Source organism: Tengunoibacter tsumagoiensis, from assembly GCF_003967535.1.
In the GTDB taxonomy this organism is placed as follows: Bacteria; Chloroflexota; Ktedonobacteria; order Ktedonobacterales; family Ktedonobacteraceae; genus Tengunoibacter; species Tengunoibacter tsumagoiensis.
Genome location: NZ_BIFR01000001.1, coordinates 4,678,472 through 4,701,904 on the forward strand (window position 1 = coordinate 4,678,472; position 23,433 = coordinate 4,701,904).

Consider the following 23,433-nt stretch of genomic DNA (forward strand, 5'->3'; position numbering starts at 1 on the left):
AGGAGACAAGAATACAATGCCGTATGTTCTGGCTGTCGATGGAGGCAATACGAAAACGATTGCGCTCGTGGCAACTTTAGATGGGGTGATCTGCGGAAGTGGTCGCGGAGGCTGTAGCGACATTTATAATAGTTTTAATGCCAGCAATCGACAGAGTGGAGTCGAGCTCGCGATACAGAACCTGGAACAGGCTATCGAGAGCGCATTGGCCGCAGCTGGTGCGACCCCACAAGAACTGGTGGCGAGCGTCTTTAATATGGCCGGGGCAGACTGGCCCGAGGATTATGCCTTACTACAGACAATTGCACAGGATCATGGCTGGGGCCACACCATTCAGATTCAGAATGATGCTCTGGGTATCCTTCATTCTGGCAGTCCTGCATTTGCTAAGACAGGGGTCGCGGTAATTTGTGGCACCGGGGCCGCGGTCGGTGCGCGTGGCCATGATGGTCACATCTGGCACGCCAGTTTCTGGCAACATGTGGGGGGAAGCATCGATCTCAGTCAGAAAGCTTTGCATGCAGTTTATCAAGCTGAGATCGGTCTGGCGCCCTCAACTTCCCTCACCGATCTGGTTTTGCAGCTCTTTCAACTGACGACCGTTGAAGATGTACTCCATCTCCTGACCAGGAGAGGTTCTCCTGGAATGACCCATGTCCTGGCGAACTTGACGCCACTGTTGCTGGACGAAGCGGAACAGGGCGATCAGGTGGCACAGACAATTGTACAACAACATGGACAGTTACTGGGAGATTACGCCTTAGTTGCAGCTCGCAAAGTGCACTTGCTTAATACCCCTTTCACGTTGATGCTTGCGGGCGGTGTTCTTCGCCATCCTTCATCGCTCCTCGCCGATGCTCTCATCGAACGGGTGCATCAGAAAGCGCCCGAGGCTACCGTCAAAAGCCCACGTTTTGAACCGGTCATTGGAGTTCTCTTCAGTGCATTAGAGGCCGCTGGAATCTCCATTGATGCACCTCTTATACAGCGGCTAGAACCCACAATTCCTGCTCAGCCTTTCTTTCATACAGGACGCTAAAATCTCCTGAATTTTCCTGAGCTGTATTGTACCGATGTGGAACGAACAGTATAATTGAAGGGAGATCGGTCTGGCTAAGGCCATTCACCGCTCCTGAAGCAACCCGGCAGAGCGCATGTCTGCCTGTAGTTGACACTCAGAAGCGGTCGGATTAGACTGACAATTATATTGTGGCGAGTTGGAAAGTAAAGAGAGAACCCCATGGATACAGTTCATGAAGTAGTGGAGTTGAGTGGGCATATTATCGATTCCTGGACCCTCCCTCGGGCCTGGGATGTGATTATGGATCGTGGTGGCAACTTCGATGTTGAGGAGATGCGGGTTGGGGCCACGAAGAATGAGACAAGCTACGCTCGCGTCAAAGTCTCCGCTCCAACCGATGAAGTATTAGATCTGATTTTATCTGAACTTCAACAATTGGGAGCTGTTCTGCTGGAACCCAATGATGTTCATACTGCTCCAGTCGAACAAGATGGCGTCTTACCACCCAGATTCTATTCAACAACCAATCTTCAGACTCAGGTCCGCCTCTTAGGACAATGGGTCAAGGTAGAAGAGATTGAGATGGATGTGGCAGTAGTTATTACATCTGATAAAAAACGGGCCTATTGTCGTCCTATGCACGATGTCAAGGTTGGCGATGAGGTTGTGGTGGGCCACGAAGGAATTCGCGTCATTCCTTATGAGCGTGAACGTGAGCGCGAATCGTTTGCTTTTATGCAGAGTAGTGTGTCATCTGAAAAGGCCAAAGTACTGGCTATCCATGAGATTGCTCGCCAGATGAAAGAGACGCGGGCCAGAAACGGGAAGATCCTTTTTGTCCTGGGCCCGGCCGTCATTCATACTGGTGCCGGTCGCTACGTTGCAGAGCTCTTGCGCCGTGGTTATGTTCAGGTCATCTTTGGCGGCAATGCCATTATTACCCATGATATCGAATCAGCTTTATTTGGGACATCCCTGGGGGTCAATCTCGAAAGTGGCGAACAGGTTGAGGGAGGGCACCGCAATCATTTGCGTGCTATCAATGCCATCCGTGGCATCGGCTCTCTCGATAAAGCGATCGAGACTGGTCTGCTGCGAGAAGGCATTACCTACGAAGCGATCAAGCACAATGTGCCAATGGTCCTGGCTGGCTCTATCCGTGACGATGGTCCAATGCCAGGCGTGATCTCTGATATGATTGAAGCCCAGAAACGTATGCGCAACGAGGTCCAGGGAGTTGAGATGGCTATTATGATCGCTTCGATGCTTCATGCGATCGCAACGGGAAACCTGCTCCCGGCCCATGTGCGAACTGTTGTGGTCGATATCAATCCCGCTGTCGTTACAAAACTTGCCGATCGCGGCAGTTTCCAGGCCGCAGGATTGGTAACCGATGCAGAACTCTTCTTGCGTGAATTGCTGGATGTCCTTTCATAGGACAGGTTTTTTATCATTGATACTCAAAGAACGGGGTACGCGGCCATCATAAATGATGGCCGCCGTAACCCACTCCTCAAGCTACAAAATTATTCGGCCAGCGAGGAGACACGAGTGGCCAGATTTCGCATCGCATCATACAACTCTACTGGCCGCAGAATCTTGAGATCACATCTCAAATTGACCAGCAACAGGGCAATCCAATCCAGATCTTCCACTGCACAACGCAACAGCACCCCTTCATGAACCTCTTCCAGTGTCGCCAGAGCTGGCGGGACAATGCGTTGCGCCTCCGCCAAAGAAAGCTTTAACAGGACTTCCACAGACCAGATATTTGGGGTCTGAGAGATTGAATGCAAGACAAATGCCAGGCAATCAAACTCTGCTGGACGCTGAAATCCTTCCTCTAGAGCCGTTACATCGAGAATTCGATCCAGGCGGAACGTTCGCATCTCCTGACGTAGATGACAATAGCCAACCAGATACCAGAAACCAATTCTATAGACGAGACCATATGCATCCAGTTTCCGCTCGCTTTCAGTGGCTTTATAGGCTTGATAACGCAATAACACCCTCTGGCGCTGCTGAATTGCCAGCACTAAGATCCGTACAACTCTTTGCTCTGGCACCGTTTTGTCAGAAGGCAGATCCAGAATCAAGCTCTCTTGCAACGCCTGCACCTGGGCTCGGATCGCGACAGGCAGCACACGCTCAATCTTGGCCAATGCGCCCTCAACCGCTGGTCCTGCCACGAGAAGTCCAAGCTTTCTCGCAACCAGTAGACCAATTGTCACCCCCAGTGCCTCATCATCCGTAAACATAAGTGGAGGGAGCTTAAAACCCGGGCGTAAACGATAGGAACCATAGCGCCCCCGCTCCGCCTCAACTGGAATGCCAAGGTCCTGCAACATCGTAATGTACCGCCGTACTGTCCGTGTATCAACCTCTAAACGGGACGCTAACTCTGGTCCGCTGATCCGCGAACGTGCTTGCAACAATTCCAGCACAGTTAACACTCGCGTGGTAGGAAAATGCATCCTGAAGAATCTTCCCTTCTCGCATCTATCATAGTAGTATGAATCAGGACGTATTTTAACCTGATAAGGCTTTATAGTACAAATAATTAAGGCATCCACACGCTATCCTATCATCACATACTACTATCACTGAGATTACCTTAGTGATGATACGATCATTACGGGCAGGATTATCTCTTTCTGACCTGGATATCGTTCTTTATGAGCTCAAAGGAGTCTTACAGTATGTCTACAACCATACAAAAAGAACAGTTTCTCGAACGCATTCGCACAGGCTATACTACTTTTCAGGAACTTTTACAACCGCTGACACCAGAACAACTGACAACACCCAATGTCAACGGACAATGGTCGATCAAAGATAATCTGGCTCACCTGAGTGCATGGCAAAAACTGGTGCTCAATAAGATTGAGGCTCTGCGTTTTGGTGTTGATCGGCTTCATCCTCCATCCTCAAAAGATGAGGATGCCATCAATGAAGAGATCTATCAGCAAAACAAAGACCTCTCATTAGCAGAAGTTCAGGCAGATTTTCAGGCTACATCACAACAATTGCTGGCAGCTACTGAGCAATTAAGTGAGGAACAGCTTAATTCTCCCTATCCCTGGGGTGGTACCTATGCTGTCTGGGAAAACATCGCAGGAAATACCTATGACCACTATCAAGAACATGCCACCATTATTCTTTCCTGGCTGGCGCAACACTCATAGCACTGAATGCATGAGAGATTCGTCTCTCCAGGAGCTTATGAGATTCGTCTCTCCAGGAGCTTATAGGGATTACGCAACAGAACTGGTCACTCATCCATTGGAGTAACATACAATAACCTCAAGAAGTAATGAACATGAGAGCAACAGAGATATAATTGTTGCTCTTGTGTTTTTTTCTTTTTGTTTTACTACATAGAGCATCAAAATTCACCACTTTTTAAAATCCCCAGCACTTGCAAGGTCTCTGCGCGTAGTTGTTGCTCTGTAGCCCCCAACTTTACTATTAATTTTGTTGCAATGTTCTCGCCTGAATTCATTAAACCTAGTAAAAGATGCTCAGTCCCAACAGAGCGGTGATTCATACCCTGAGCCTCAATAATAGCCCGTTCAATAACACGTTGAGCACGTGGGTTAAACCCAAGCTGGCCTTGAACTGGCTTCTCTCCACGACTGATCACCTGATTTAATGCATTCCGAACCATATATGTGTTAATTCGTAAGCGCTGAAAAATATACGCCGCCGCCCCTTCATGTTCGCGCAATAGCCCAAGCAGAAGATGCTCTGTTCCAATATAACTATGCTGCATATACATAGCCTCTTCATGAGCATAATTAAGCACATTTCTGGCCCGATCAGTAAAATGAGAGAAGGCTCCTTGCTCCCCTACTTTGACGGTGCGCTGCTCACCTGTAGCACGCGTAACTGTGGCCTGACGAGCTGCCTCAGCGCTGGGAGACATCTCATGCAGAGGATTGTTGGGACCAGCAGTAGCACTGGAAAGGATACGAATACTGGCTGCACGCATTTTCAGCACGCCAAAAGTAATGCCAAGACGATGCAGCATTTTCTCACTCTGACTCTGAGTGAGCGTGGTCAACCCGAGGAGGATATGTTCGGTGCCTACATAGGGCTGCTTCATCTTCTGGGCCTCCTGCATGGCCGCAGTAAACACAAGGAGCGCCTGCTCGTTAAACGTAGGCAGTTCAGGAAGATAGGTATTGCCAATGCCTACAACTTCAACTAAGGCCGTCCGCAGCTTCTCACTCGTCGCCCCCAGGCGAGATAACACACGCGCTGCAACCCCCTCCCCTTCAAGCGAGATTGCTAACAATAGATGCTCTGTACCCACCATCTCATGACGATAAAAGCGAGCCTCGTCCTGAGCTAAACTGACGATCTTACGGGCACGTTCAGTGAAGCAATCAAATCTTTTGTCCACAGACGCTCCTTTCTACATCCCATCTCCTGGTTTTTCTGGCACCGCCAGCTTGTCCAGGGATCATACGCAATCGGCTAGATTACGTCATCAGCAGGTCATGTGACAGTACAGCAAAAGTATAACACAAGAGCCCTGACAGGCGTTATTATACAGGCCAGATAGGTCGAATGGACCAACAGGATGGTCGTTGTTTCATTAAGCGGATACGCCTGCCTTTCCACAACCAGCATCATCGTAGTAATTTCAAAGGGACAGGGGATTTGATGATCGACTCTTTCTGGCATATAATAAGTTAATCATTGCGCCAATTTCTTCATGCACTGAAATACAGGCATAGTCATATGCAAACAGCCATGCCTTCGCACGTTGGTTATTAGGAGGGAAGAGGCATCGATCAGTCAACGACTGCCAATTCATAGCTCGCAGGCAAGAAGGTTCAGGAACATATTGATACAATCGTCCGTCAGTGAAAACGTCTAAACGCTTAGACACAAACGCTTAAAATACAGAAATTTAGCTGACTATGCAACATTTTCATTTAACTGGATCAACAACGGAGACTACACACGAGGACAGTCCATCGACCCATCCAACGGGCGCCTCCCAGCAGGCCTCCCTGGCAGCCGAGCGGGCTCGGATCCGCCAGGGGATTATGCATGTCCGTATTGATCATTTCTATTGCGAATTAGAAGAGATGTTTGATCCGTCTTTAAAGGATCAAAGTTTTGTGGTTGGAACCGGAACAGGACGACCCAATGAGCCTGGTCGCGTGATTGATGTATCACCAGCGGCGATACGGCTGGGGCTTGTACCTGGTATGCCTCTGCGCCGCGCTCACCGGCTGGCTCCACGCACACGCTTCTTACCTGCATCCTATGATCGGTATCAACCAATTCTACAGAAACTGAAAGAACGCTATCGGTTTTATTCACGAATTGTTGAATCTATCCCTATCTCAGATGCCTTTATTGAGCTTCGTGGCTGCGAACTACTATTTGATTCGCCCGTTACATTGGCGGAACGTTTATGTGCAGAGATTATAGAGATGGGGCTCACTCCTATGATCGGGATTGCCAACGGTAAAGCCATCGCCGAGCTAGCCGCGCTGATGAGCAGAAAAGATGGTCGCAAAGGGGTACTTTATATCCCTCCTGGACGCGAAGCATCCTTCATACAGACGCTTCCACTCTCGATGCTTCTAAAGGTGCGCGCTGCTGGAACTGGCCTACCGTCCTCATTGCCAGGGCTAAGCGAACAATCGACGTCCGAGGTCGAAGGTAAAAGCGAGCAGATTGACCCAGTGGCTGTTGCAGAGATGCTGGCCCATCTGCGCGACTTTGGTATCACCACTTTTATGCAGGTGGCTGCCCTCTCAAATGAGGGGCTGGCACGCCGTCTGGGGAAATTGGGGGGCTGGCTCCATCAGATCGCTCTGGGAGAAGATAGCAGTCTGGTCATACCCGATGCGCCTCCATTGAGCCAGAATGCTCGGGTTCGCTTTAGCCATCAGGCTGATGCTGATGAGACATGTGCGGCTATTCGTAAATTGGCGGATTATCTAGGAGAACGCTTACGCGAACAACGCCTGAAGGGGCAATCGATTGGCTTGATCCTCTGGCCCAATCGTCTGAAACGAGAGACGCACAAGCTTTTGCTCGACGAAAATGGGCAGGAGATGGCCGTTACAGCCGAAGAAGAGACCATCAGTGGGCAGATGATTCTATCTCGTCATAGCGACGAAGCGGATATCATTGCCCACCATAGCCTGATGCTCTTTGCTCACTATCATCGTTCAGGCGTACGCTATCTTCAGGTCCAATTACGCGTTGGGGATATTATCGCCACCACTCCCACCTACTATCCACCTCCAGCACGCACGCGCCGCCTGACACGTAAACTTTAAATGTTTCCTCTAGAGCAAAGAGGCCCTCTCAGGAAGGTTCTTTGCTCTGGCGCTGCTGAGCCAGGAGCTCCAGTTCTTTGCGACCACGCGCCTCTAATTGTCCTCTCCATTGATCTTTATAGGGTCGCAACGTTTGCACCAGGGTCTGAGCAATCACAAGATTGCGATACCACTTATGATTGGATGGCACGATATACCAGGGGGATTCTTCAGTACTACACTTACTTAAGACATCCTCATACGCTTTTTGATAATCATCCCAGTATTTGCGCTCCGCCCAATCACTCGCAGAAAGCTTCCAGGCTTTGTCTTTATCCTGCTCCCTTGCCTCCAAGCGTCTGGCCTGCTCATCTTTACTAATATGCAAAAAAAACTTTATGATAATAGTATTATTGTCAACGAGAAGCTTCTCAAATTGATTGATTGCTTTATATCTTTTGCTCCAGACGTCTTCAGGAACGAGATCATGCACCCGCACAACGAGAACATCTTCATAGTGCGAGCGGTTAAAGATACCCATCATACCTTTGCCCGGCGTGACCGTATGGACACGCCATAAAAAATCATGGGCGAGCTCTACATCGGTTGGCTGCTTAAATGAATGAACATAGCAGCCCTGGGGATTAATGCGAGAAAAGACATGACGAATTGTGCCATCTTTGCCGCTCGTGTCCATTCCTTGAAGGATCATCAATAAGCTATTCTGTTGTGCTGCCGCAAGCAGTTCCTGGAGCTCGCTCAACTCCTGATCCAGGCGCTCCATCTCTGCATTTGCCTGCTCCTGCACGACATGCTTATTGATAAAATCAGGATCATAGTCTTTTAACTTTACTTTGTGATCCTCAGCGATCTTCCACACAAGATCTGACGACATGCTCTTGCCCCCTTTTTCTTCACGGTCATTTGATAACGAAAAGTACGACCACGGTTTGATGATGTTGATCTTCTTTTGTTACGTTGACAAAACGCGTATAGTCTCTTTTTTTCTCGCCAACAATCTCTTCTTTACCCAGATTGGGTACTGGTATAGCCCAATCTGGGTGCTTGATGCAACACTTGCATGGTTAATAGCGTTATAAATGTTGAGAGCAATACAGTGTGGTAGACCTCTTCTTTCGGAACAGAGCTTTATTCAAATCAGAGCTACCTTTCCCTATCGAGGCCAATTTTCATTTTTATTTATTTTATAAAGGTCTACCAATGTCTAAATCGGAAGAACAGTCAGCACAGGAAGAGCAGTTCCTTGAAGCACCTGAAACGATGAACGAAGCCATCTCATCAGAACTAACAGCAACACCCTCTCACCCTGATGAGATGGAAGATACACCCTCCCTCTCTGATGAGATAGAAAATACACTCTCTCGCCCTGATGAGATGGAAGATGTACCCTCTACCCCTGATGAGATGGAAGATGTACCCTCTACCCCTGATGAGATGGAAGATGTACCCTCTACCCCTGATGAGATGGAAGATGTACCCTCTACCCCTGATGAGATGGAAGATGTACCCTCTACCCCTGATGAGATGGAAGATGTACCCTCTCACCCTGATGAGACGGGTAGTAGCGCTTCTACGATCAATAGCATGATCAGGATAGAGAATGCTGAATCCATAGATGGAAGGGCTTCCCAAACCTCTCTCACAAGTAATAATGATGATGACGAGGACTCTCGCAGGCTCCTTGATATCTATGATCCTCTTAATCGCACAGATAAACAACTGGCGTTATCTGGCTCGATCTCACCACAGCTTCAACAAAGGTTTCGTCGCTATGTGCGCCGCTCTTTACGTCGACGCCATAAAGGTGAGAGCTTACGAGGTCTGTCTGGAATCATTCTCTGTCTGCTCCTCTTTAGCATTCTTGGACCAACCGTGTTTGGAATTGGACTGGGGATACAGCTCTATTCAACGTATAATGAGTTACGCACACATACTAATGATGGAATCCAGAATCTGATGGAGCTCAAAAATCTGTTTGGTCAACAGAATAATAGCAATCTATTGGATACACAAACAATACAGAGAGGCATCCAGAATCTACACGTAGCCCAGAGTGATTTCCGACAGGTACAAATAATTCTTAATCAGAATACGTATATTCAGGCGGTGCCACGCTTTCTTCCACAATATACCCCCCTGCTGAACACAAGCCGGGCAGGCACTCAGATGGGCATTGATATTACTGAGATCGGGCTTCAAGCCTTAACTTTAGGACAAACGTTTGCACCAAGACTCCATGGAGGATCGTTCCTTGGCGATAATGGAACACCTTTATTGATCCCTCAGGATATCCCGCAGATCCATATAACGCTCAATACGATTGCGCCCATCGTCAAAGATCTGCAACAACAGGCGCAACTGGTGCAGTTGGATTCGCTCCCTATCAGCTCACATCAGCGCGAGCAGCTTCAGTCAGCCTTAAACCTGGTGCCCACTCTGGCCAGCAGCATTCAGACGGCGCAGACCTGGCTTGATCCCCTTAGCTGGCTTCTAGGCGTTGATCATTCTCGAACATTACTGGTTGAGACGATGGACCGCGGCGAGCTCCGGGCGACGGGAGGCTTCACTGGCCAATATGGTGAATTAACTATCAATGGTGGACGTATTGCGCCACTTACCTTACAAAATGTTGCCCTCCTCGAATATACTGCTGGCAGTCCCAATCAGGGCCAGTTAGCCCCCGAACCTTACCGCTCCTGGTGGCCATTTGATAACTGGGGGCTGCGTGATGCAAATCTATCACCCGATTTCCCCACCTCTGCTCGCCTGGTAAGTGATCAATATACTCACGATACTAAACGCTCCGTTGATGGCGTCGTCATGTTTACTCCTTTCTTAATTAAGGATATCCTCAAAGCAATCGGGCCAGTGACCGTTCCCGTTTACAATGAGACGGTGACTGACCAGAATTTAGAAGAGATCTTACACTTTTATCAGCTTGCACATGATGGAATTATGAAGGAGAAAGAGATTGAGCATGTCACAAGCGACGAGGAGGCTCGCAAACAGTTCACGACCCGTCTGACCCATGTGCTCTTCGATCAGTTGCGGAAAACATCCCCTACGCTCCTGATCAAGTTGGGGCAGATCCTGCTGATTGATCTTCAGACCCGCGACCTTGAGATCTATGCAACGAATCCGCAATTAGAAGATCTCTTGTTACAGAATGGCTATGCTTCTCAGGTAAATACGGCCACGAAGCAGGACGGGCTCTATGTGGTACAGGCAAATGTCAGCGCCAGCAAAGCGGCTGAATTTGTACGGACCCAGTTGCACGATACGGCCAATCTCGCCACCGATGGGTCGGCCGTTCATACGCTTCAGATCCGACTGGCCTATACGCAGGTGGGGGATGTGTATGGACTTGATACCTATCGCGATTATGTACGGGTCTATGTTCCCCCAACCGCTCATTTCATTGATGGAACCGGCTTTGACGATGGTAAACCACTCTGTGATGGACCCTTAGCCCCCTGTCCCGCTGTCAGTATCTACCCACATGATGATCTGATCTGTCCCACTGGACTCTATCATGGTGGTGCCAGCGCCCCTATACTGAATGATCCATACTATAAGAATTGGCATCCACTGGATGGAGTGGGAGCTCCTACGAATTTCCAGAGCGATCTACCCGGACGAGCTATGTTTGCAGGCTACGCGATTGTGCCCAAAAATTGTACGCTGACCCTCTCACTCACATGGTCGGTTCCTGCCTTACAATCGGACGGGTATCAGCTCCTGGTCCAACGTCAGACAGGAACCTATCCCGAAGTAGATATGACGATTCTACCACCCCCCCAGAGTTGCTCGGTTTTTATACCGTCTGGTCTCCATTTTAATGGAGTGTTAGAAGCGGATCAGGAATTTAACCTTAAACGCAGTTCTCAAGCAGCGTCACAGTCGCAAAATTGCACAGTCTCCAATCCTGTTTAAGACGAAAACTGTGGAGTCTCGATGGGTGGACATAATAGTAGTCCATCATTTAGAGACTCCACGTTACTACACCTGAACAACTCAAGAGTAGGGATTATAGCTTCCTCACGCTCTCCTGAAAAGAAGACCATTTTTCCCTTCCACGAAGGAATTCTTGTATTCTCCCCTGAAACTCACTAAAATAAAAAAGAACATAAATTGACAAGACGTGGTTGAGGTCGTATACTTCACTGGCAAGGCTGTCTTTTTTTAACTGATTCTTATGCACTATGCACCATAGCGTGAAAAGTGGGGGCGACGTTTTCCATTGGCTTGTTTTCTAAACGATGGCCCCCGGCTTACGATCGAAAAGTTTTTTGCAGCTGTATCCTCTGATAACAGACACGCTGTAGTCTATCCAGAGAACATGCGAACCCTATTCGCATGACAGCGGTATTTTTTAACGGGAAGATTGCGGAAGAGAAGCAACCATGGAACAAACAGCTCTTTTAACGATTATCAAAACAGATACAGGTTACCGGTTTCGTCTTGATCTTCCCGATGGACCGGCGGATGAAAACCACGACTATAATACTGAGCTTAGTGTTGAGCTCAAAGAACGTCTGCGCCGCTCTCTGCAAGTGGCTCAACAATCTTTGGCCACAACTGAGCACAAACGACAAACCGCTAAGTTTGGCAGCGGAACTGCCAATGAAGCCTTTGCGGCACTGGGCCGACTTCTCTTTGAAAACATTCTCCCAGTCCCACTTCAGGAACCTCTCCGTCGTTTAGATTGCGCCCTGCTTATTCAGACGAATACGCCCGAGATTCCATGGGAGATTCTGCTGGATAACGCACCTAAAAGCAAACGGTATCTGTGCCAGGTGACGAGCGTAGGACGGCTCGCACAACAGGACCAGGACCCACTTCTGGCCCTTCCCTTGAATGAACGTTCTGCACGCAAAGCTCAGAAGCGGGATGCACAGGGGCTCTCAGTTCTCTTTCTGGTTAACCCTACTGGGGAACGCACCGGGGCAGAGGAGGAGGTGGCAACGCTCTGTACGAGCTTGCCGGAGGTTGTCTCGCGCATGATTCTCTATCGTCAGCAGGCCAATCAGCTTGAGATTCGGATGCGCATGAATACAGAGCCACCCCATATAGTGCACTATGCAGGCCCTGCTCCGACTCTTCTCAATGGAGAGCCTACGCTGGCCCTCGCGGGAAGCTCTCGCCTTGATACAAATACGCTTGAAATCCTCTTTCAAGGTCTGACAAAAGCACCTCTGGTGGTATTGAGTTATCATGAAGAGGAACAGTTGAGTCAGATGGGCATTACATTCAGCCCCCAGGAGCAGGATGAGGCCAATGCTCAACTCGCCACAAAACTGCTTGCAGCCGGTGCTGGTGCGGTCCTCGCCCTGCGCTGGCCTCTTTCCGCCCAACGGATGCGTGAATTTACAACGCTCTTTTACCAGGATATCGCCGATGGCGTTACGCTGGGTGAGTCGCTACGTCGCACCAGGGTTGCTCTCTCTCAGCACTATACTGACGATCCTTCCTGGATCTCTCCGATCCTCTACGGCAATCCAAATCAGCGTCTGGTTATAAGCTCTCTTTCCGCAAAAGAGCGCACTATCGAGCCACATCTGGACCCCTTTGATGAGAGCCACTTGATGGCTCCTCTTCTGCCATCCGCCAATGCACCTGATCGCCGCTTCTTAAAGACGGTGTTAGAGTTTGCTCTTGGTGAGGCTCGCCGCATGCATAAAGATTATCTGGGCACTCCCCATCTCTTTATTGCGCTGACCAAGCTGGATGGTGGTTGCACACAGGATGCTCTCCGCACGCTGGGTTTCTCGCCCAAACAGGTACGCGATGTGATTCGAATGGCAATGGGGACTGGCAAGGCTTCTGGCGATACCCCTATCTTGCCAACGCGCCGCTGTAAAGAGATTCTTCAGACCGCTGAACGTAATGCGATCAATGCCCATTCGCCCTCTGTCGATGAGCGAGCTATCGCTCAGGCTGTGTTAAGCGAGAACGATGGGGTCACGCACGATCTTCTCTCCAAACTTGGGATCAATCCTACTCAATTGGTCGAGATGATTGTGAATAGCAGCGCCCATTCTCTCCTCGAACTGATCCCGTCAGCATCTCCCAATGCCGATCTCATTCCAGAAGAGTTGCCTGCCGCGATCAATCCCGATGGACTGATGAAGAATAATACCTCTTCCCTCGAGAAGCTTGGACGCGATCTGACGAAACAGGCGATGACCAGGCAGCTTACTCCACTCATCGGACGCGATAAAGAGATCCGCCAGTTGATGCAGACGCTGATGCTGAAAGATCGCAATAATCCCATTCTGATTGGAGACTCTGGCGTCGGCAAAACAACGATTATTGGCGGGCTTGCGCAACGCATTGTGGATGGCAAGGTGCCACCTGAGCTCCGCGGCAAACGCGTCATCGAGCTCTCGGCCAGTTCGCTGGTCGCAGGGACAAAGTATCGTGGTGAATTTGAAGAACGCTTGCTAAAAGTGCTCGAAGAGGCGGAGACGAGCGGCAATATCATTCTCTTTATTGATGAGATGCACTTGCTGATTGGCACCGGTCGAGCCGCCGATGGGAGCATCGATGCCGCAGGAATTCTGAAACCGGCTCTGGCCGGTGGACGGCTCCGCTGCATTGGGGCCACAACTCCTCAAGAGTATCGTCTCATCGAAAAAGATGCTGCGATGGAGCGCCGTTTACGCCCGATTATTATTGAGGAGCCTTCTCCCGAGCAGGCACTGGAGATTCTTCGCGGAATGCGCGATCTCTATGAGCAGCATCACCACGCGACCATTACCGATGATGCGTTGCAGGCTGCGGTCAATCTCTCGGTTCAGTATCTTCCCAATCTTCGCCTGCCCGATAAAGCCTGTAGTATCCTGGATGAGGCCTGCTCACAGGCGCGCGTCTTCTCCATTGAGAACGATGAGAACACACAGGATGAAGAGGTGCTTGAGATCTCACCGACGATCACCCCCGCAATGATTGCAGAGATTATCTCGGCCCGCACCGGAATCCCTGTCCGCGCCCCTGGTCGTGAAGAGCGGGATCGCTTGCTCTCACTGGATGCTCGTCTGAAGACGCGGGTCATTGGTCAGGATGAGGCAGTGAAGCGCGTAGCCCAGGCGATCCAGGTCGCACGAGCTGGACTCAAGCCACGCAATCGTCCTTCAGGGGTCTTTATGTTCCTTGGTCCAACCGGTGTGGGTAAGACAGAGCTGGCCCGCGCACTGGCTGCGGAAGTCTTTGGCTCGGATGAACATCTGATTCGCGTGGACATGTCAGAGTATATGGAGAAACATGCTGTCTCTCGTATGATTGGAGCCCCTCCCGGCTATGTGGGTTATGATCAGGAAGGCCAGTTGACGGGCAAGCTGCGACGACGGCCACACTGCGTTGTGCTGCTCGATGAGCTGGAGAAGGCTCATCCAGAGGTGTTTGATCTCTTCCTTCAGGTCTTTGACGCCGGTCGCCTGACCGATGCTCAAGGCCATACGGTCGATGCTCAGCACGCTATCTGGATTATGACCTCCAATGTCGGAACAGAGATGCTGGGACGCTCGATGCCCAGTGGCTTCCGCGCTGGCATGAAGGGCGTGGGTGAGGAGATGCAGCGTGATCGCTTACTGGAACGGCTGCGCCAGACCTTCCGACCCGAGTTCCTGAACCGTATCGACGATGTGGTAATCTTCCAACCACTCGATCAGGATCAGGCTCATGAGATTACCCGGCTCCAGATGAATGAGCTGGGCGCTCGCCTGCTGGAACAGGGACTGATCTTACGGGCCGATGAGAGCGCGATTGATCTGCTCTGTAAAGAGGGCTTTAGCTCCATCCAGGGGGCTCGTCCACTGCGCCGTGTTATCGAACGGCTGCTTACCGTCCCATTGAGCCTGCGCATTCTTCTGGCTAATATTCCCCAGAATGGTGAGGTCCATGTCTTTGCCGTCGATGGGAAGCTCGAGATTGATATCCGTGAGCCCTCCATCGAACCTCAGACGCCCATCAATCCCGTCAATGTTGAAGAAGTAGAGGCAGGCTAACACAGCCTGCCCCCATTACGCTGACATGATCAGGCTTAATAACAGATATGGCCGCTTACCTGTTGACCAGCAGAGTTTGTCCCTGCAATTTCACTGCACGCCACATAATATGAACCGCCTCCAGAGTACGTATAGGATTGAACAGTATTACTACCTGGAGATTGTCTCGTGTCACGATATCCTACGTTGGTGATATTGCCAAAGGCATCCGTTACTTTAAAATAGGCCGACATGTACAATGTGTAGGAAAGCGAAGAGGTCACATAAACATAAGCATTAGAAGCAGAAGGACACACAAGCGAGATGCGCCCAATTGTATACTGGGTACCATTCGATGTCTGGCCTATAACAGATGCTGAGCTATCACAGCTTGCAGCATGAGCCCGATGCGATGGGACGGTTGCAAAAGTTGCCAATAATGCCAGCACGATGGCAAGTATGGCCAGCCAAAAAAAGGAGCGGTGTGGGGTTGAAGAGGAATGTGTCATACTCTGAGAGGTCCTTTCTCAACAATGAGTCCATGAACATAGACACTACTGTGTACGTTTTTCACATGTAAGAAAAATAGCACTTCAAGTTTCTCTATGTGTATATCGCGCTGATTTCATCCATTAAAATCAGCACGTGCTATTTTGTCTCTGTAATAAGTATATCTAGAAAAAAACGACTTTGCAAGGGCTATGGAGGAGTGAACAGAGCGTTACCCGGAGAGCGGAAAGAGACACCCTCTTCAAGTGCACAAAACACGCAATTTTTGTGAAACAGGCAATAGAGTAGGTAAGGTCGCTTGCCTTCCTTCCTAATCGTGCCCCTCCACCATGGTAGCACCCCCATGGCTTTGTTTCCAATGAAGCTATGGAGGAGCTCACACAATGGAGTGGGAACACAGGAAAGAGACAAGCGACTTTCCCTACTTGAATACATAAAACATGCAATTTTTGTGAAAGCGATAACAAATCATGGTAGGTTGCTTGTCTTCCAACAATCCAATTTATGCTTTCTTGAAGGGATGTCGTCCATATTTATAGATATACGCTGTCGTATCAAATTTGCGCTTCATGCCATCGGCAGACATATAGCGAATCAGACCAAAGATGGGACGCTCTTTCCATGGTCGATCATGCAGACCGCAGATGGCCCAACTGATGCCAACATAGCCGTTGGCGTCTCTTCCATCGAGCTCATATTTGTCATTCAGATAGACGGTGGTGTCAAAGGCTTCCTGAGGCGTCTGGCTCCACTCTAAAATTTTTTTTGCCCAGTACATTCGCATGTATCCGTGCATCCGACCGGTATTGACCATCTCAAGCTGGGCTGCGTTCCAGAGCTCATCGTGAGTTCGCCCCTCCTCAAATTCTTGCCGGGTGTAGACCCATTCACGGGGATCGTTGATGTGCTTTTGGAGCGTCTTCTGGCCCCACTGAGGCCCTCCATCCAGTGCATCGTAGCGAGGATTATAATACGCATAATTGATGGCAAGCTCACGCCTGACGATCAGTTCTTCAAGATAGGCCGCTTTCCCACCGCTCAGATCAATATGCTTGCTCTCAGCCTCTGCTGGCTGATACTGCTCTACATCCCACGCTAACTGCTGAACAGAGATCTGACCAAAATGGAGAAAAGCCGACAGTTCGCTGGTCCCAACCAGTTCGGGGTTATTTCTCTGCTCTGTATAAGCATACAGCCTCTCTTGCAAAAGACGTTGAACGGCCTTCTGACCTTCGCTATACCCTCCATGAGCAGTCTCGGGCGGAGCTACACTGCGATCAATCTGTAAGCTCTCGAGATAGCGCAGAGGCTGCTCGATCTCTCCTGTCTCGCAAGGGGCTTTTGCTAAGGGATGCTCGGTCTTATTGTCAACAATTGGCTGTAAAAAGGTTGGAAGCAGGCGTTGAATTTTGGGCCGGATAGTTCGTGCGGCATATTCTTGCTGTGGAATATTGTTCATCGGGACGATGGTATCTGAATCAACGCAGAGAAAAGGGATCTGAATGCGCTCTTTTAGCTCTGTACGCCACTGACGAGGAACGCGCAGCTCGCACGTATCGCTCACAATGGCTGCCACACCAATCTCTTCTGCCAATCGTGCTACCTCTTCAGGTGGCTGCCCTCGACGGATCACAAATGGGATCTTGCGCTCTTTCAACTGGCTTGCCACAGCCGCCAGGCCTTCTAACAGAAAGGTATAGTGCCGTAGATTGGCCTGTGGATAGTCGGCGACGACAAAGAGAGTTATTACCGGCAGGCGAAGCTGATTTCCCAGCGCAATGGCTGTATTGAGGGCATGATTCTCACGTCCTCGCTGGGCCCTCTGCATCCAATACAATACATATTGCCCCTGCTCAGCACATAGACCCGAACGCCAGATCTGGATGCGCGGCTGATTATCTTGCCCACGCACAAAAGATTCTATATCAAGCATAACAATGAGATTAACCCCTTCTACATATTCTCTCTCTAAGATGCTCAGAAGGAGCAAGACAGGTCAAGTCTCCTGTCTTTTGATCCCAATAGGGTAAAAAAATGGCTGTCGGGGATGCTTTAGACAGGGCATTTCAGTTCTGGGTTGGTCCTCTGACGGTCACAGAGGCTATCGCATCGGGAAGAGTGCGAAGAAGAGTGGAAATGCTGTATCATGTTATTTCTCGGGCGCGACTACCCGCCTTGTTTCCTCTTCCTGGCCCATAGCCTCTTCTGCAAGAATTGAAAAAACCTGTGCTTTAGATGCTTTATATTGACGAATAAGCAATTTATGTTCCATACTATTTATATGCCATGATACTTATTTAGAGCCTATCTTTTTTTAGAAAAATTTGTACTTATAGCAAACAAAAGATGATGTATATCCGCAACATACTTCTCAACAAAATGGTTACCCACCCCTTTTATTCCTGCTGATAGTTTGCTCATTTTAGACTGTACCAGCACACCCACAACTTATAGAATGGGGGCTTTCAATGAACAAATTGTTCCATGGTGCTTCGAAGCTCAAAGTTCTTGTCGGAATGATCGTTTCAGGATTCATAGGAGCAATAGTTATTGCTGGACTTGTAGTAGCGTGGATTGCCATACCCTCTGCCTTAGCCAGTCACGCTTCAGTCCCTGATCGAAGACTTGCTGCTCTTACTGTTAACACTGTAGCGAGCACTGAAGTTCCCAGCATTTTACCTGTAGGAGGAGTTGTAATCAACCACCAATTTTTGCTCAAACCGCCAACTGCTTTACAGATGAAGTCTGGTCTACTTACGCAGTATGAAGCAATAACCGCTGGGAGAAAATATGCAGAGACTCAACCTGCGGGGGCAGCGGCTATTCTCACTAGTTTTACCAGCATAAATTCGATTGCACCTGCAAATGTAAAAAATGCCTCCAGGCCTATACAAGATGTTATTGCCTGGGTAGTAACATTTACCACAGATAATCCTCAAGATGTTATTCAAGGAGGGAGATCACGCTCTGGTCAAATCCAGCAATCTCATGTTCCAAAGTATTTTAATGTCGTCATTGATGCCAATAATGGACAATTTGTAATAGGATTTTTTACATCGTAGGATGTAATCACTAACTGCCTCATTAACCCAGTGTGCAAGTTTCTCTTGCCGCAGTGTGAAGAGAAACTTGCATATTCCTTTAGCCCTCTTCATGAAGCAAATAGAGGTACGCTTCCTCTAACGAAGGCTCAACAGGAACTGCCAAATGATGAGGTTGATGTGATGCTACAAGGCGTGCCTCTACTTGCTGTTGTCTACGCACAACAGTACTTATCTGATATTGTGTACGCAGTTTTTCAAAACCCTGGGTATCTATCGAAATTGCCCATATTGAATTGCTAGCGTGGGCTTGCAGTGCAAGTGTGGTATCATTCCAACAGAGCTGGCCTTTGTTTAGAACAATAACATTGGTTGCCATAGCTTCGATATCAGAAATAATGTGGGAAGAAATTAGCACAATCCTCTCTTCTGCTAAAGAACTAATAAGCTCACGGAAAAGAACGCGCTCCTTTGGATCAAGCCCTACGGTTGGTTCGTCTAAAAGGAGCAGATGTGGATCTCCCAATAGCATTTGAGCGATACCAACACGTCTAAGCATCCCACCAGAGAAACTTTTTAGACGTTGATGTGCATCTGCTGAGAGATGGACTATCTCAAGCAGTTCTTCAATCTGTTTTTTTAACTTTTGGCCGTGTAAGCCTTTTAATTCTCCAATGATCTGTACAAACTCATACGCTGTAAGATGAGAATAGCCTCCAAAATCTTGTGGTAAATAACCTAATTCCTGGCGTAGTGCATAAGGATGGTTGAAAATATCTTTTTCTCTCCACAGGATGCGTCCTTGCGATGGTATCAGTTGAGTAGCCAGGATGCGCAGTAAGGTTGTTTTTCCGGCACCATTAGGACCAATGAGACCCCATATACCAGCATCCAGATGCAACGAGAGGTTGTTTAATGCCAGGCGTTTCCTGGTATATTGTTTGCTGACGTGTTCAATCTGTAACATTTTGTGTGGAATCCTTTTCTAGCGTTATGCTTCCCCTCTTCGTTGTCTATGTACTATTGCTGTGGTAAGGATGAATAGAAAAAGAGCTAACCCTATAAAAAGCAAACGGCTTTCTAAAAGAGATGGAGGGAAATTGGCCGGTACCTCAACTTTTTTCAATAAATCCAGAATATGTAGTCCAACATCGTAGGGTGGTGGGCCAATAGGAGAAAAATGGAGACGCTCCCTTTGTGTCTCTAAGAAAAGAGTTGCGGGGGTAGTATCTGGAGGATATTTGTAGACAAAACTTGTTGAATTAATGTCGAACCAATCCGTCACTGGCGACGCATCTCTATTAGAGAAAAGGACAAGTGGGGCTAAGCAAAGCACAATCATAATGAGTGAGGAAATAATGCGCTGTCCCCGTAGAGCAGTGATCCCTATCAACATGATTGAAGCACTCAGAAAAAGGGCTGGAAGTATAGTCCATACCCAGCCCACAAGATATATCTGAGGCCCTAGAGGAGGGTACTGGCTGTTCGCTAGAAAGGGGGCGGTATTTTGCCAGCTAGCTGGTAAATCCATTAATAGAGAGGCAATTAATTCAATAATTGCTAACCCCAATATAATGATAATGCCAGCCAGGAATTTTGCCCCTACATAAGCGGAGGTGGTAATAGGGGTACCCAAAAATATACCATCGACACGATGACTCCGATCACGTGCAATTTGATCTCCGGTAACAAATGACAATACCAATGTCATGATTAAAGCAGTACGACTGAATTGCCCCCATGTATCAAAAGGATTTGAGCGCACTTGTGCCGTAGTCCACACTCCTAATAGTGTCATAAAAAGGGCTACAATCCAGATGGCTCTTCCTCTCCACGCAACTAGTAGCTCTAGACGTACTATCGCCCGAATACCATACATATATTCTCCATTTCTCCTGTCTGCCTACTGCAATTCAAATAACTTCATTTTTTCAAATATGCTGTTCTTAACATTGTAGCATATTTTAAGTGCAATTTGAATTTAGCTAAAAATACATCCAATATATAGTAAAATTTGAGGAATGATATCTCATTTTGCCGAAAATAAGATGTCATTCCTCTTACCAAGAATATTCGTTGGTTGCTATTAAATAGTTATGCTGGATACTCTCTTGACTTCATTCTCTACCATTCTGTATAGTTGAATAGTATTGCATAAATAACGTCTTAGCAAGTCCACTTTTACCGTTCGCGCTCTTTATAGCATTTGGCAAGGATGGCTAACGTGCTCAAACAATTTGAACGACTCAATCGACCATTGAAGGTCTTCTATTCATACTCAAAATACGACCTTGAAATGCTAGAGTCCCTTATCAAACACTTTAGCCAGCTCAGAAATGATGGCACGATTATTGATTGGTACGATTATCATATCCGCCCCGGCTCCGAATGGTCGCCCAGCATTCATACTGAACTCAATGAGGCCGATATTATCATCCTCTGCATTAGTGCAAATTTCTTGTCAACACCTTATTGTTACCAGACTGAACTGACCATCGCTATGGAACGCCATCACAAAGGGGAGGCGCTTGTCATCCCAATCTTCTTTAAAGCCTGCGACTGGTCCAGTGCCCCTTTCAAAATGTTACAGGGCCTTCCCCGAAAAGCCCGCCCCATCGATTCTTTTACCAATCAGAATGAGATTCTTACAACAATTACAAAAGAGCTTCGGCAGCTCATCAAACAATGGCATGCCCCAGCACAACCACTCTCACATCTGGAGCAGCAGAATCGTGAACGCTTTCTCAAACAGATGCGCAAGACCTGGATTGAAGCGGTCCTTCACCACTCATTAGACCATGATGTTCTGCTCACCATGGGATTGCAAGATCAGCCAGATGCTCTTTACAATCCATGGCGCTTAGAGGTGCAGGAGACAGATCAGCCAGCGCACCAATGGCCTGAGGGAACGTCCATTAGACACATCTTTGATCAATGCGAAGGCGATCTCCTGATCCTGGGCGAGCCCGGCTCAGGTAAGACCACGCTCTTATTACAACTTGCAGAAGAACTGGTCCAGCGGGCAGAAAAAGATCACAAACAGCCCATACCCACTATTTTCAATCTCTCTTCCTGGGCACAGAAAAAGCTCCCCCTTGAAGAATGGATGCTCGCAGAACTCTCTAGTAAATATCACGTCCCGCACCGTATCGGACAGGATTGGCTGAACAAACATCAGCTCCTTCCACTACTGGATGGCCTTGATGAAGTTGCCTCAACGGCTCGCCAGGACTGCCTGACAGCCATCAATGCATTCTATCAAGCGCAACGCGAGCAAGGCATCACTCCTCATCTGGTCATCTGCTGTCGTAGCCAGGAATATGCTCAATTATCTGTACAACTTCGAGGCCGCCAGGCCATCAATATTCTGCCACTAACCGACCAGCAAGTGGCCAGCTATTTACAACAGGTTCATCCGCAGTCCGAAACCTTGCTTCTTCTCCTCCAGGCAGATGCCGAGCTCTATAAACAGGCTCATTATCCCCTGATGCTGACCATTTTTTGTGTCGCCTATGCAGATAGAACCGAGGCGCAGCCCAATCCAATAACGCTGGACACTATTTTTGAACGGTATGTTGAGAAAATGTTCAGTCGGCGCAAGGCCCCTCGAGCAGGGACAAAAGCAGAGATGCTACGATGGCTGGGCTTCTTAGCCCATCAACTAAAAAGATCGGATCAGACAATTTTCACCATCGAGGAGATACAACCAGACTGGCTCAATGATCGCTCTAAAAGATTGTACCAATGGAGCTTTTGCCTGATCATTGATCTCATCTTCGGTCTGCTCACTGCCCTGCTCTTCAGCATCCTGGAAGGCCCACTCATTGGCGTTACTGTAGGACTGGTAGTCGGAACCCTGGCAGGCCCACTTTTTAGTAAATCCGACAGAATAGAAACAGTAGAAATTTTTCATTGGTCGGCAAAAAAATTTTTCTCAGTGGTTCTCCTGGGCTTATTAATAGGATCAATAACTGGTCTTACTATTGGCTCAATTATAGGCTTTTTTCTGGGAACATTAGCAGATGCAATGTTAGGTTTATTGTCAGGGACACTTACTGGCTTATTGATAGGTTTGCTTGTTAGCCTCATTGTAAGTTTTACGCCAAATCAGATTACCAAAGACAAGAAGCATATACCTAATGAAGGTATAAATCTATCTGGTGTTCATAGTATGAGAATAATCTTAGTAATTACTCCGATTATTAGTATATCCTGTGCAATATTTATAATATTACTCAAGTTTTTACTAAAGAACTTAATAGTAGGAGTATTTGCCAGCTTATTTGGTGGGTTAATTTTAGGCCTACTATTTAGTATGCTGATTAGTTTAGAATTTGGATTACGAGCATGGCTACAGCACTATATAGTGAGGATTTACCTGACCAGGAATCAAAATTTCCCGTGGAAACTTACATTGCTATTAGAAGAGTTAAATGAACGGTTACTTCTCATAAAAGTTGGAGGAAGTTACATCTTTACTCATAGATTACTTTTAGAATACTTTGGGAAATATCACTCCCAAAAAAATTACTAATTTACCTCTATCAACAAATTCCACCTGACAGTAT

15 protein-coding genes are annotated in these 23,433 nt (G+C 48.1%); 8 read left to right on the forward strand and 7 right to left on the reverse strand.

Translation table 11 applies throughout. The features are described from left to right. Nucleotides 1-16: 16 nt before the first annotated feature. Together EL628_RS18325 and EL628_RS18330 are read left to right on the forward strand one after the other, a co-directional pair. Nucleotides 17-1,039 (forward strand): N-acetylglucosamine kinase, encoded by a 1,023-nt coding sequence (locus EL628_RS18325; protein WP_126581356.1) that lies wholly within the window; start codon nt 17-19, stop codon nt 1,037-1,039. A 201-nt stretch (nt 1,040-1,240) separates the two neighbouring features. After that, the gene (locus tag EL628_RS18330) at nt 1,241-2,458 is read left to right on the forward strand and encodes an ornithine cyclodeaminase, nickel-pincer nucleotide-dependent (RefSeq protein ID WP_126581357.1); all 1,218 of its coding nucleotides are present in this window, start codon (nt 1,241-1,243) and stop codon (nt 2,456-2,458) included. Nucleotides 2,459-2,547: 89 nt separating this feature from the next. Here EL628_RS18330 and EL628_RS18335 read toward each other — a convergent pair whose 3' ends face one another. After that, nucleotides 2,548-3,495: a helix-turn-helix transcriptional regulator gene (locus EL628_RS18335; RefSeq protein WP_126581358.1), complete on the reverse strand. Its 948-nt coding sequence runs from the start codon at nt 3,493-3,495 to the stop codon at nt 2,548-2,550. Nucleotides 3,496-3,720: 225 nt separating this feature from the next. Here EL628_RS18335 and EL628_RS18340 point away from each other — a divergent pair, with 225 nt between their 5' ends. Then, complete coding sequence (locus EL628_RS18340; protein WP_161975591.1) at nt 3,721-4,206, forward strand: DinB family protein; 486 nt, start codon at nt 3,721-3,723, stop codon at nt 4,204-4,206. A gap of 200 nt (nt 4,207-4,406) precedes the next feature. On the opposite strand, the gene EL628_RS18345 is transcribed toward EL628_RS18340, so the two are convergent. After that, nucleotides 4,407-5,426 carry a Clp protease N-terminal domain-containing protein gene (locus EL628_RS18345; protein ID WP_126581360.1) on the reverse strand — a complete coding sequence of 340 codons (1,020 nt, stop codon included), beginning with the start codon at nt 5,424-5,426 and terminating at the stop codon, nt 4,407-4,409. A 523-nt stretch (nt 5,427-5,949) separates the two neighbouring features. On the opposite strand from EL628_RS18345, the gene EL628_RS18350 reads away from it, so the two are divergent. After that, nucleotides 5,950-7,329 carry a DNA polymerase Y family protein gene (locus EL628_RS18350; RefSeq protein ID WP_126581361.1) on the forward strand — a complete coding sequence of 460 codons (1,380 nt, stop codon included), beginning with the start codon at nt 5,950-5,952 and terminating at the stop codon, nt 7,327-7,329. Between the two features lie 28 nt (nt 7,330-7,357). Here the strand turns inward: EL628_RS18350 and EL628_RS18355 are convergent, their stop codons facing one another. After that, nucleotides 7,358-8,203, reverse strand: coding sequence for a PPK2 family polyphosphate kinase (locus tag EL628_RS18355; RefSeq protein WP_126581362.1), 846 nt, complete (start codon nt 8,201-8,203; stop codon nt 7,358-7,360). A gap of 326 nt (nt 8,204-8,529) precedes the next feature. On the opposite strand from EL628_RS18355, the gene EL628_RS18360 reads away from it, so the two are divergent. Both EL628_RS18360 and EL628_RS18365 read left to right on the forward strand, forming a co-directional pair. After that, on the forward strand, nt 8,530-11,262 hold the full coding sequence (locus tag EL628_RS18360; protein WP_126581363.1) for a DUF4012 domain-containing protein: 2,733 nt from the start codon (nt 8,530-8,532) through the stop codon (nt 11,260-11,262). 470 nt (nt 11,263-11,732) lie between these two features. Further along, on the forward strand, nt 11,733-15,335 hold the full coding sequence (locus EL628_RS18365) for an AAA family ATPase (RefSeq protein WP_126581364.1): 3,603 nt from the start codon (nt 11,733-11,735) through the stop codon (nt 15,333-15,335). Nucleotides 15,336-15,370: 35 nt separating this feature from the next. Here EL628_RS18365 and EL628_RS18370 read toward each other — a convergent pair whose 3' ends face one another. Beyond that, nucleotides 15,371-15,823 (reverse strand): hypothetical protein, encoded by a 453-nt coding sequence (locus EL628_RS18370; protein WP_126581365.1) that lies wholly within the window; start codon nt 15,821-15,823, stop codon nt 15,371-15,373. A gap of 503 nt (nt 15,824-16,326) precedes the next feature. After that, complete coding sequence (locus EL628_RS18375) at nt 16,327-17,757, reverse strand: deoxyribodipyrimidine photo-lyase (protein WP_126581366.1); 1,431 nt, start codon at nt 17,755-17,757, stop codon at nt 16,327-16,329. Between the two features lie 535 nt (nt 17,758-18,292). Between EL628_RS18375 and EL628_RS18380 the strand changes: the two genes are divergently transcribed. Next, nucleotides 18,293-18,886 (forward strand): hypothetical protein, encoded by a 594-nt coding sequence (locus EL628_RS18380; RefSeq protein WP_126581367.1) that lies wholly within the window; start codon nt 18,293-18,295, stop codon nt 18,884-18,886. A 79-nt stretch (nt 18,887-18,965) separates the two neighbouring features. On the opposite strand, the gene EL628_RS18385 is transcribed toward EL628_RS18380, so the two are convergent. Both EL628_RS18385 and EL628_RS18390 read right to left on the reverse strand, forming a co-directional pair. Beyond that, nucleotides 18,966-19,832 carry an ATP-binding cassette domain-containing protein gene (locus tag EL628_RS18385; protein ID WP_126581368.1) on the reverse strand — a complete coding sequence of 289 codons (867 nt, stop codon included), beginning with the start codon at nt 19,830-19,832 and terminating at the stop codon, nt 18,966-18,968. Between the two features lie 24 nt (nt 19,833-19,856). Continuing rightward, entirely contained in the window at nt 19,857-20,744 is an 888-nt protein-coding gene (locus EL628_RS18390; RefSeq protein ID WP_126581369.1) for an ABC transporter permease, read from the reverse strand. Between the two features lie 345 nt (nt 20,745-21,089). Here EL628_RS18390 and EL628_RS18395 point away from each other — a divergent pair, with 345 nt between their 5' ends. Beyond that, nucleotides 21,090-23,399, forward strand: coding sequence for a TIR domain-containing protein (locus EL628_RS18395; RefSeq protein ID WP_161975592.1), 2,310 nt, complete (start codon nt 21,090-21,092; stop codon nt 23,397-23,399). Nucleotides 23,400-23,433 lie beyond the last annotated feature (34 nt).

Coding starts and splice junctions, on each gene's coding strand:
- EL628_RS18325 (WP_126581356.1), top strand. CDS start 17: ATGCCGTATGTTCTGGCTGTCGATGGAGGCAATACGAAAACGATTGCG.
- EL628_RS18330 (WP_126581357.1), top strand. CDS start 1,241: ATGGATACAGTTCATGAAGTAGTGGAGTTGAGTGGGCATATTATCGAT.
- EL628_RS18335 (WP_126581358.1), bottom strand. CDS start 3,495: ATGCATTTTCCTACCACGCGAGTGTTAACTGTGCTGGAATTGTTGCAA.
- EL628_RS18340 (WP_161975591.1), top strand. CDS start 3,721: ATGTCTACAACCATACAAAAAGAACAGTTTCTCGAACGCATTCGCACA.
- EL628_RS18350 (WP_126581361.1), top strand. CDS start 5,950: ATGCAACATTTTCATTTAACTGGATCAACAACGGAGACTACACACGAG.
- EL628_RS18355 (WP_126581362.1), bottom strand. CDS start 8,203: ATGTCGTCAGATCTTGTGTGGAAGATCGCTGAGGATCACAAAGTAAAG.
- EL628_RS18360 (WP_126581363.1), top strand. CDS start 8,530: ATGTCTAAATCGGAAGAACAGTCAGCACAGGAAGAGCAGTTCCTTGAA.
- EL628_RS18365 (WP_126581364.1), top strand. CDS start 11,733: ATGGAACAAACAGCTCTTTTAACGATTATCAAAACAGATACAGGTTAC.
- EL628_RS18370 (WP_126581365.1), bottom strand. CDS start 15,823: ATGACACATTCCTCTTCAACCCCACACCGCTCCTTTTTTTGGCTGGCC.
- EL628_RS18375 (WP_126581366.1), bottom strand. CDS start 17,757: ATGCTTGATATAGAATCTTTTGTGCGTGGGCAAGATAATCAGCCGCGC.
- EL628_RS18380 (WP_126581367.1), top strand. CDS start 18,293: ATGAACAAATTGTTCCATGGTGCTTCGAAGCTCAAAGTTCTTGTCGGA.
- EL628_RS18385 (WP_126581368.1), bottom strand. CDS start 19,832: ATGTTACAGATTGAACACGTCAGCAAACAATATACCAGGAAACGCCTG.
- EL628_RS18390 (WP_126581369.1), bottom strand. CDS start 20,744: ATGTATGGTATTCGGGCGATAGTACGTCTAGAGCTACTAGTTGCGTGG.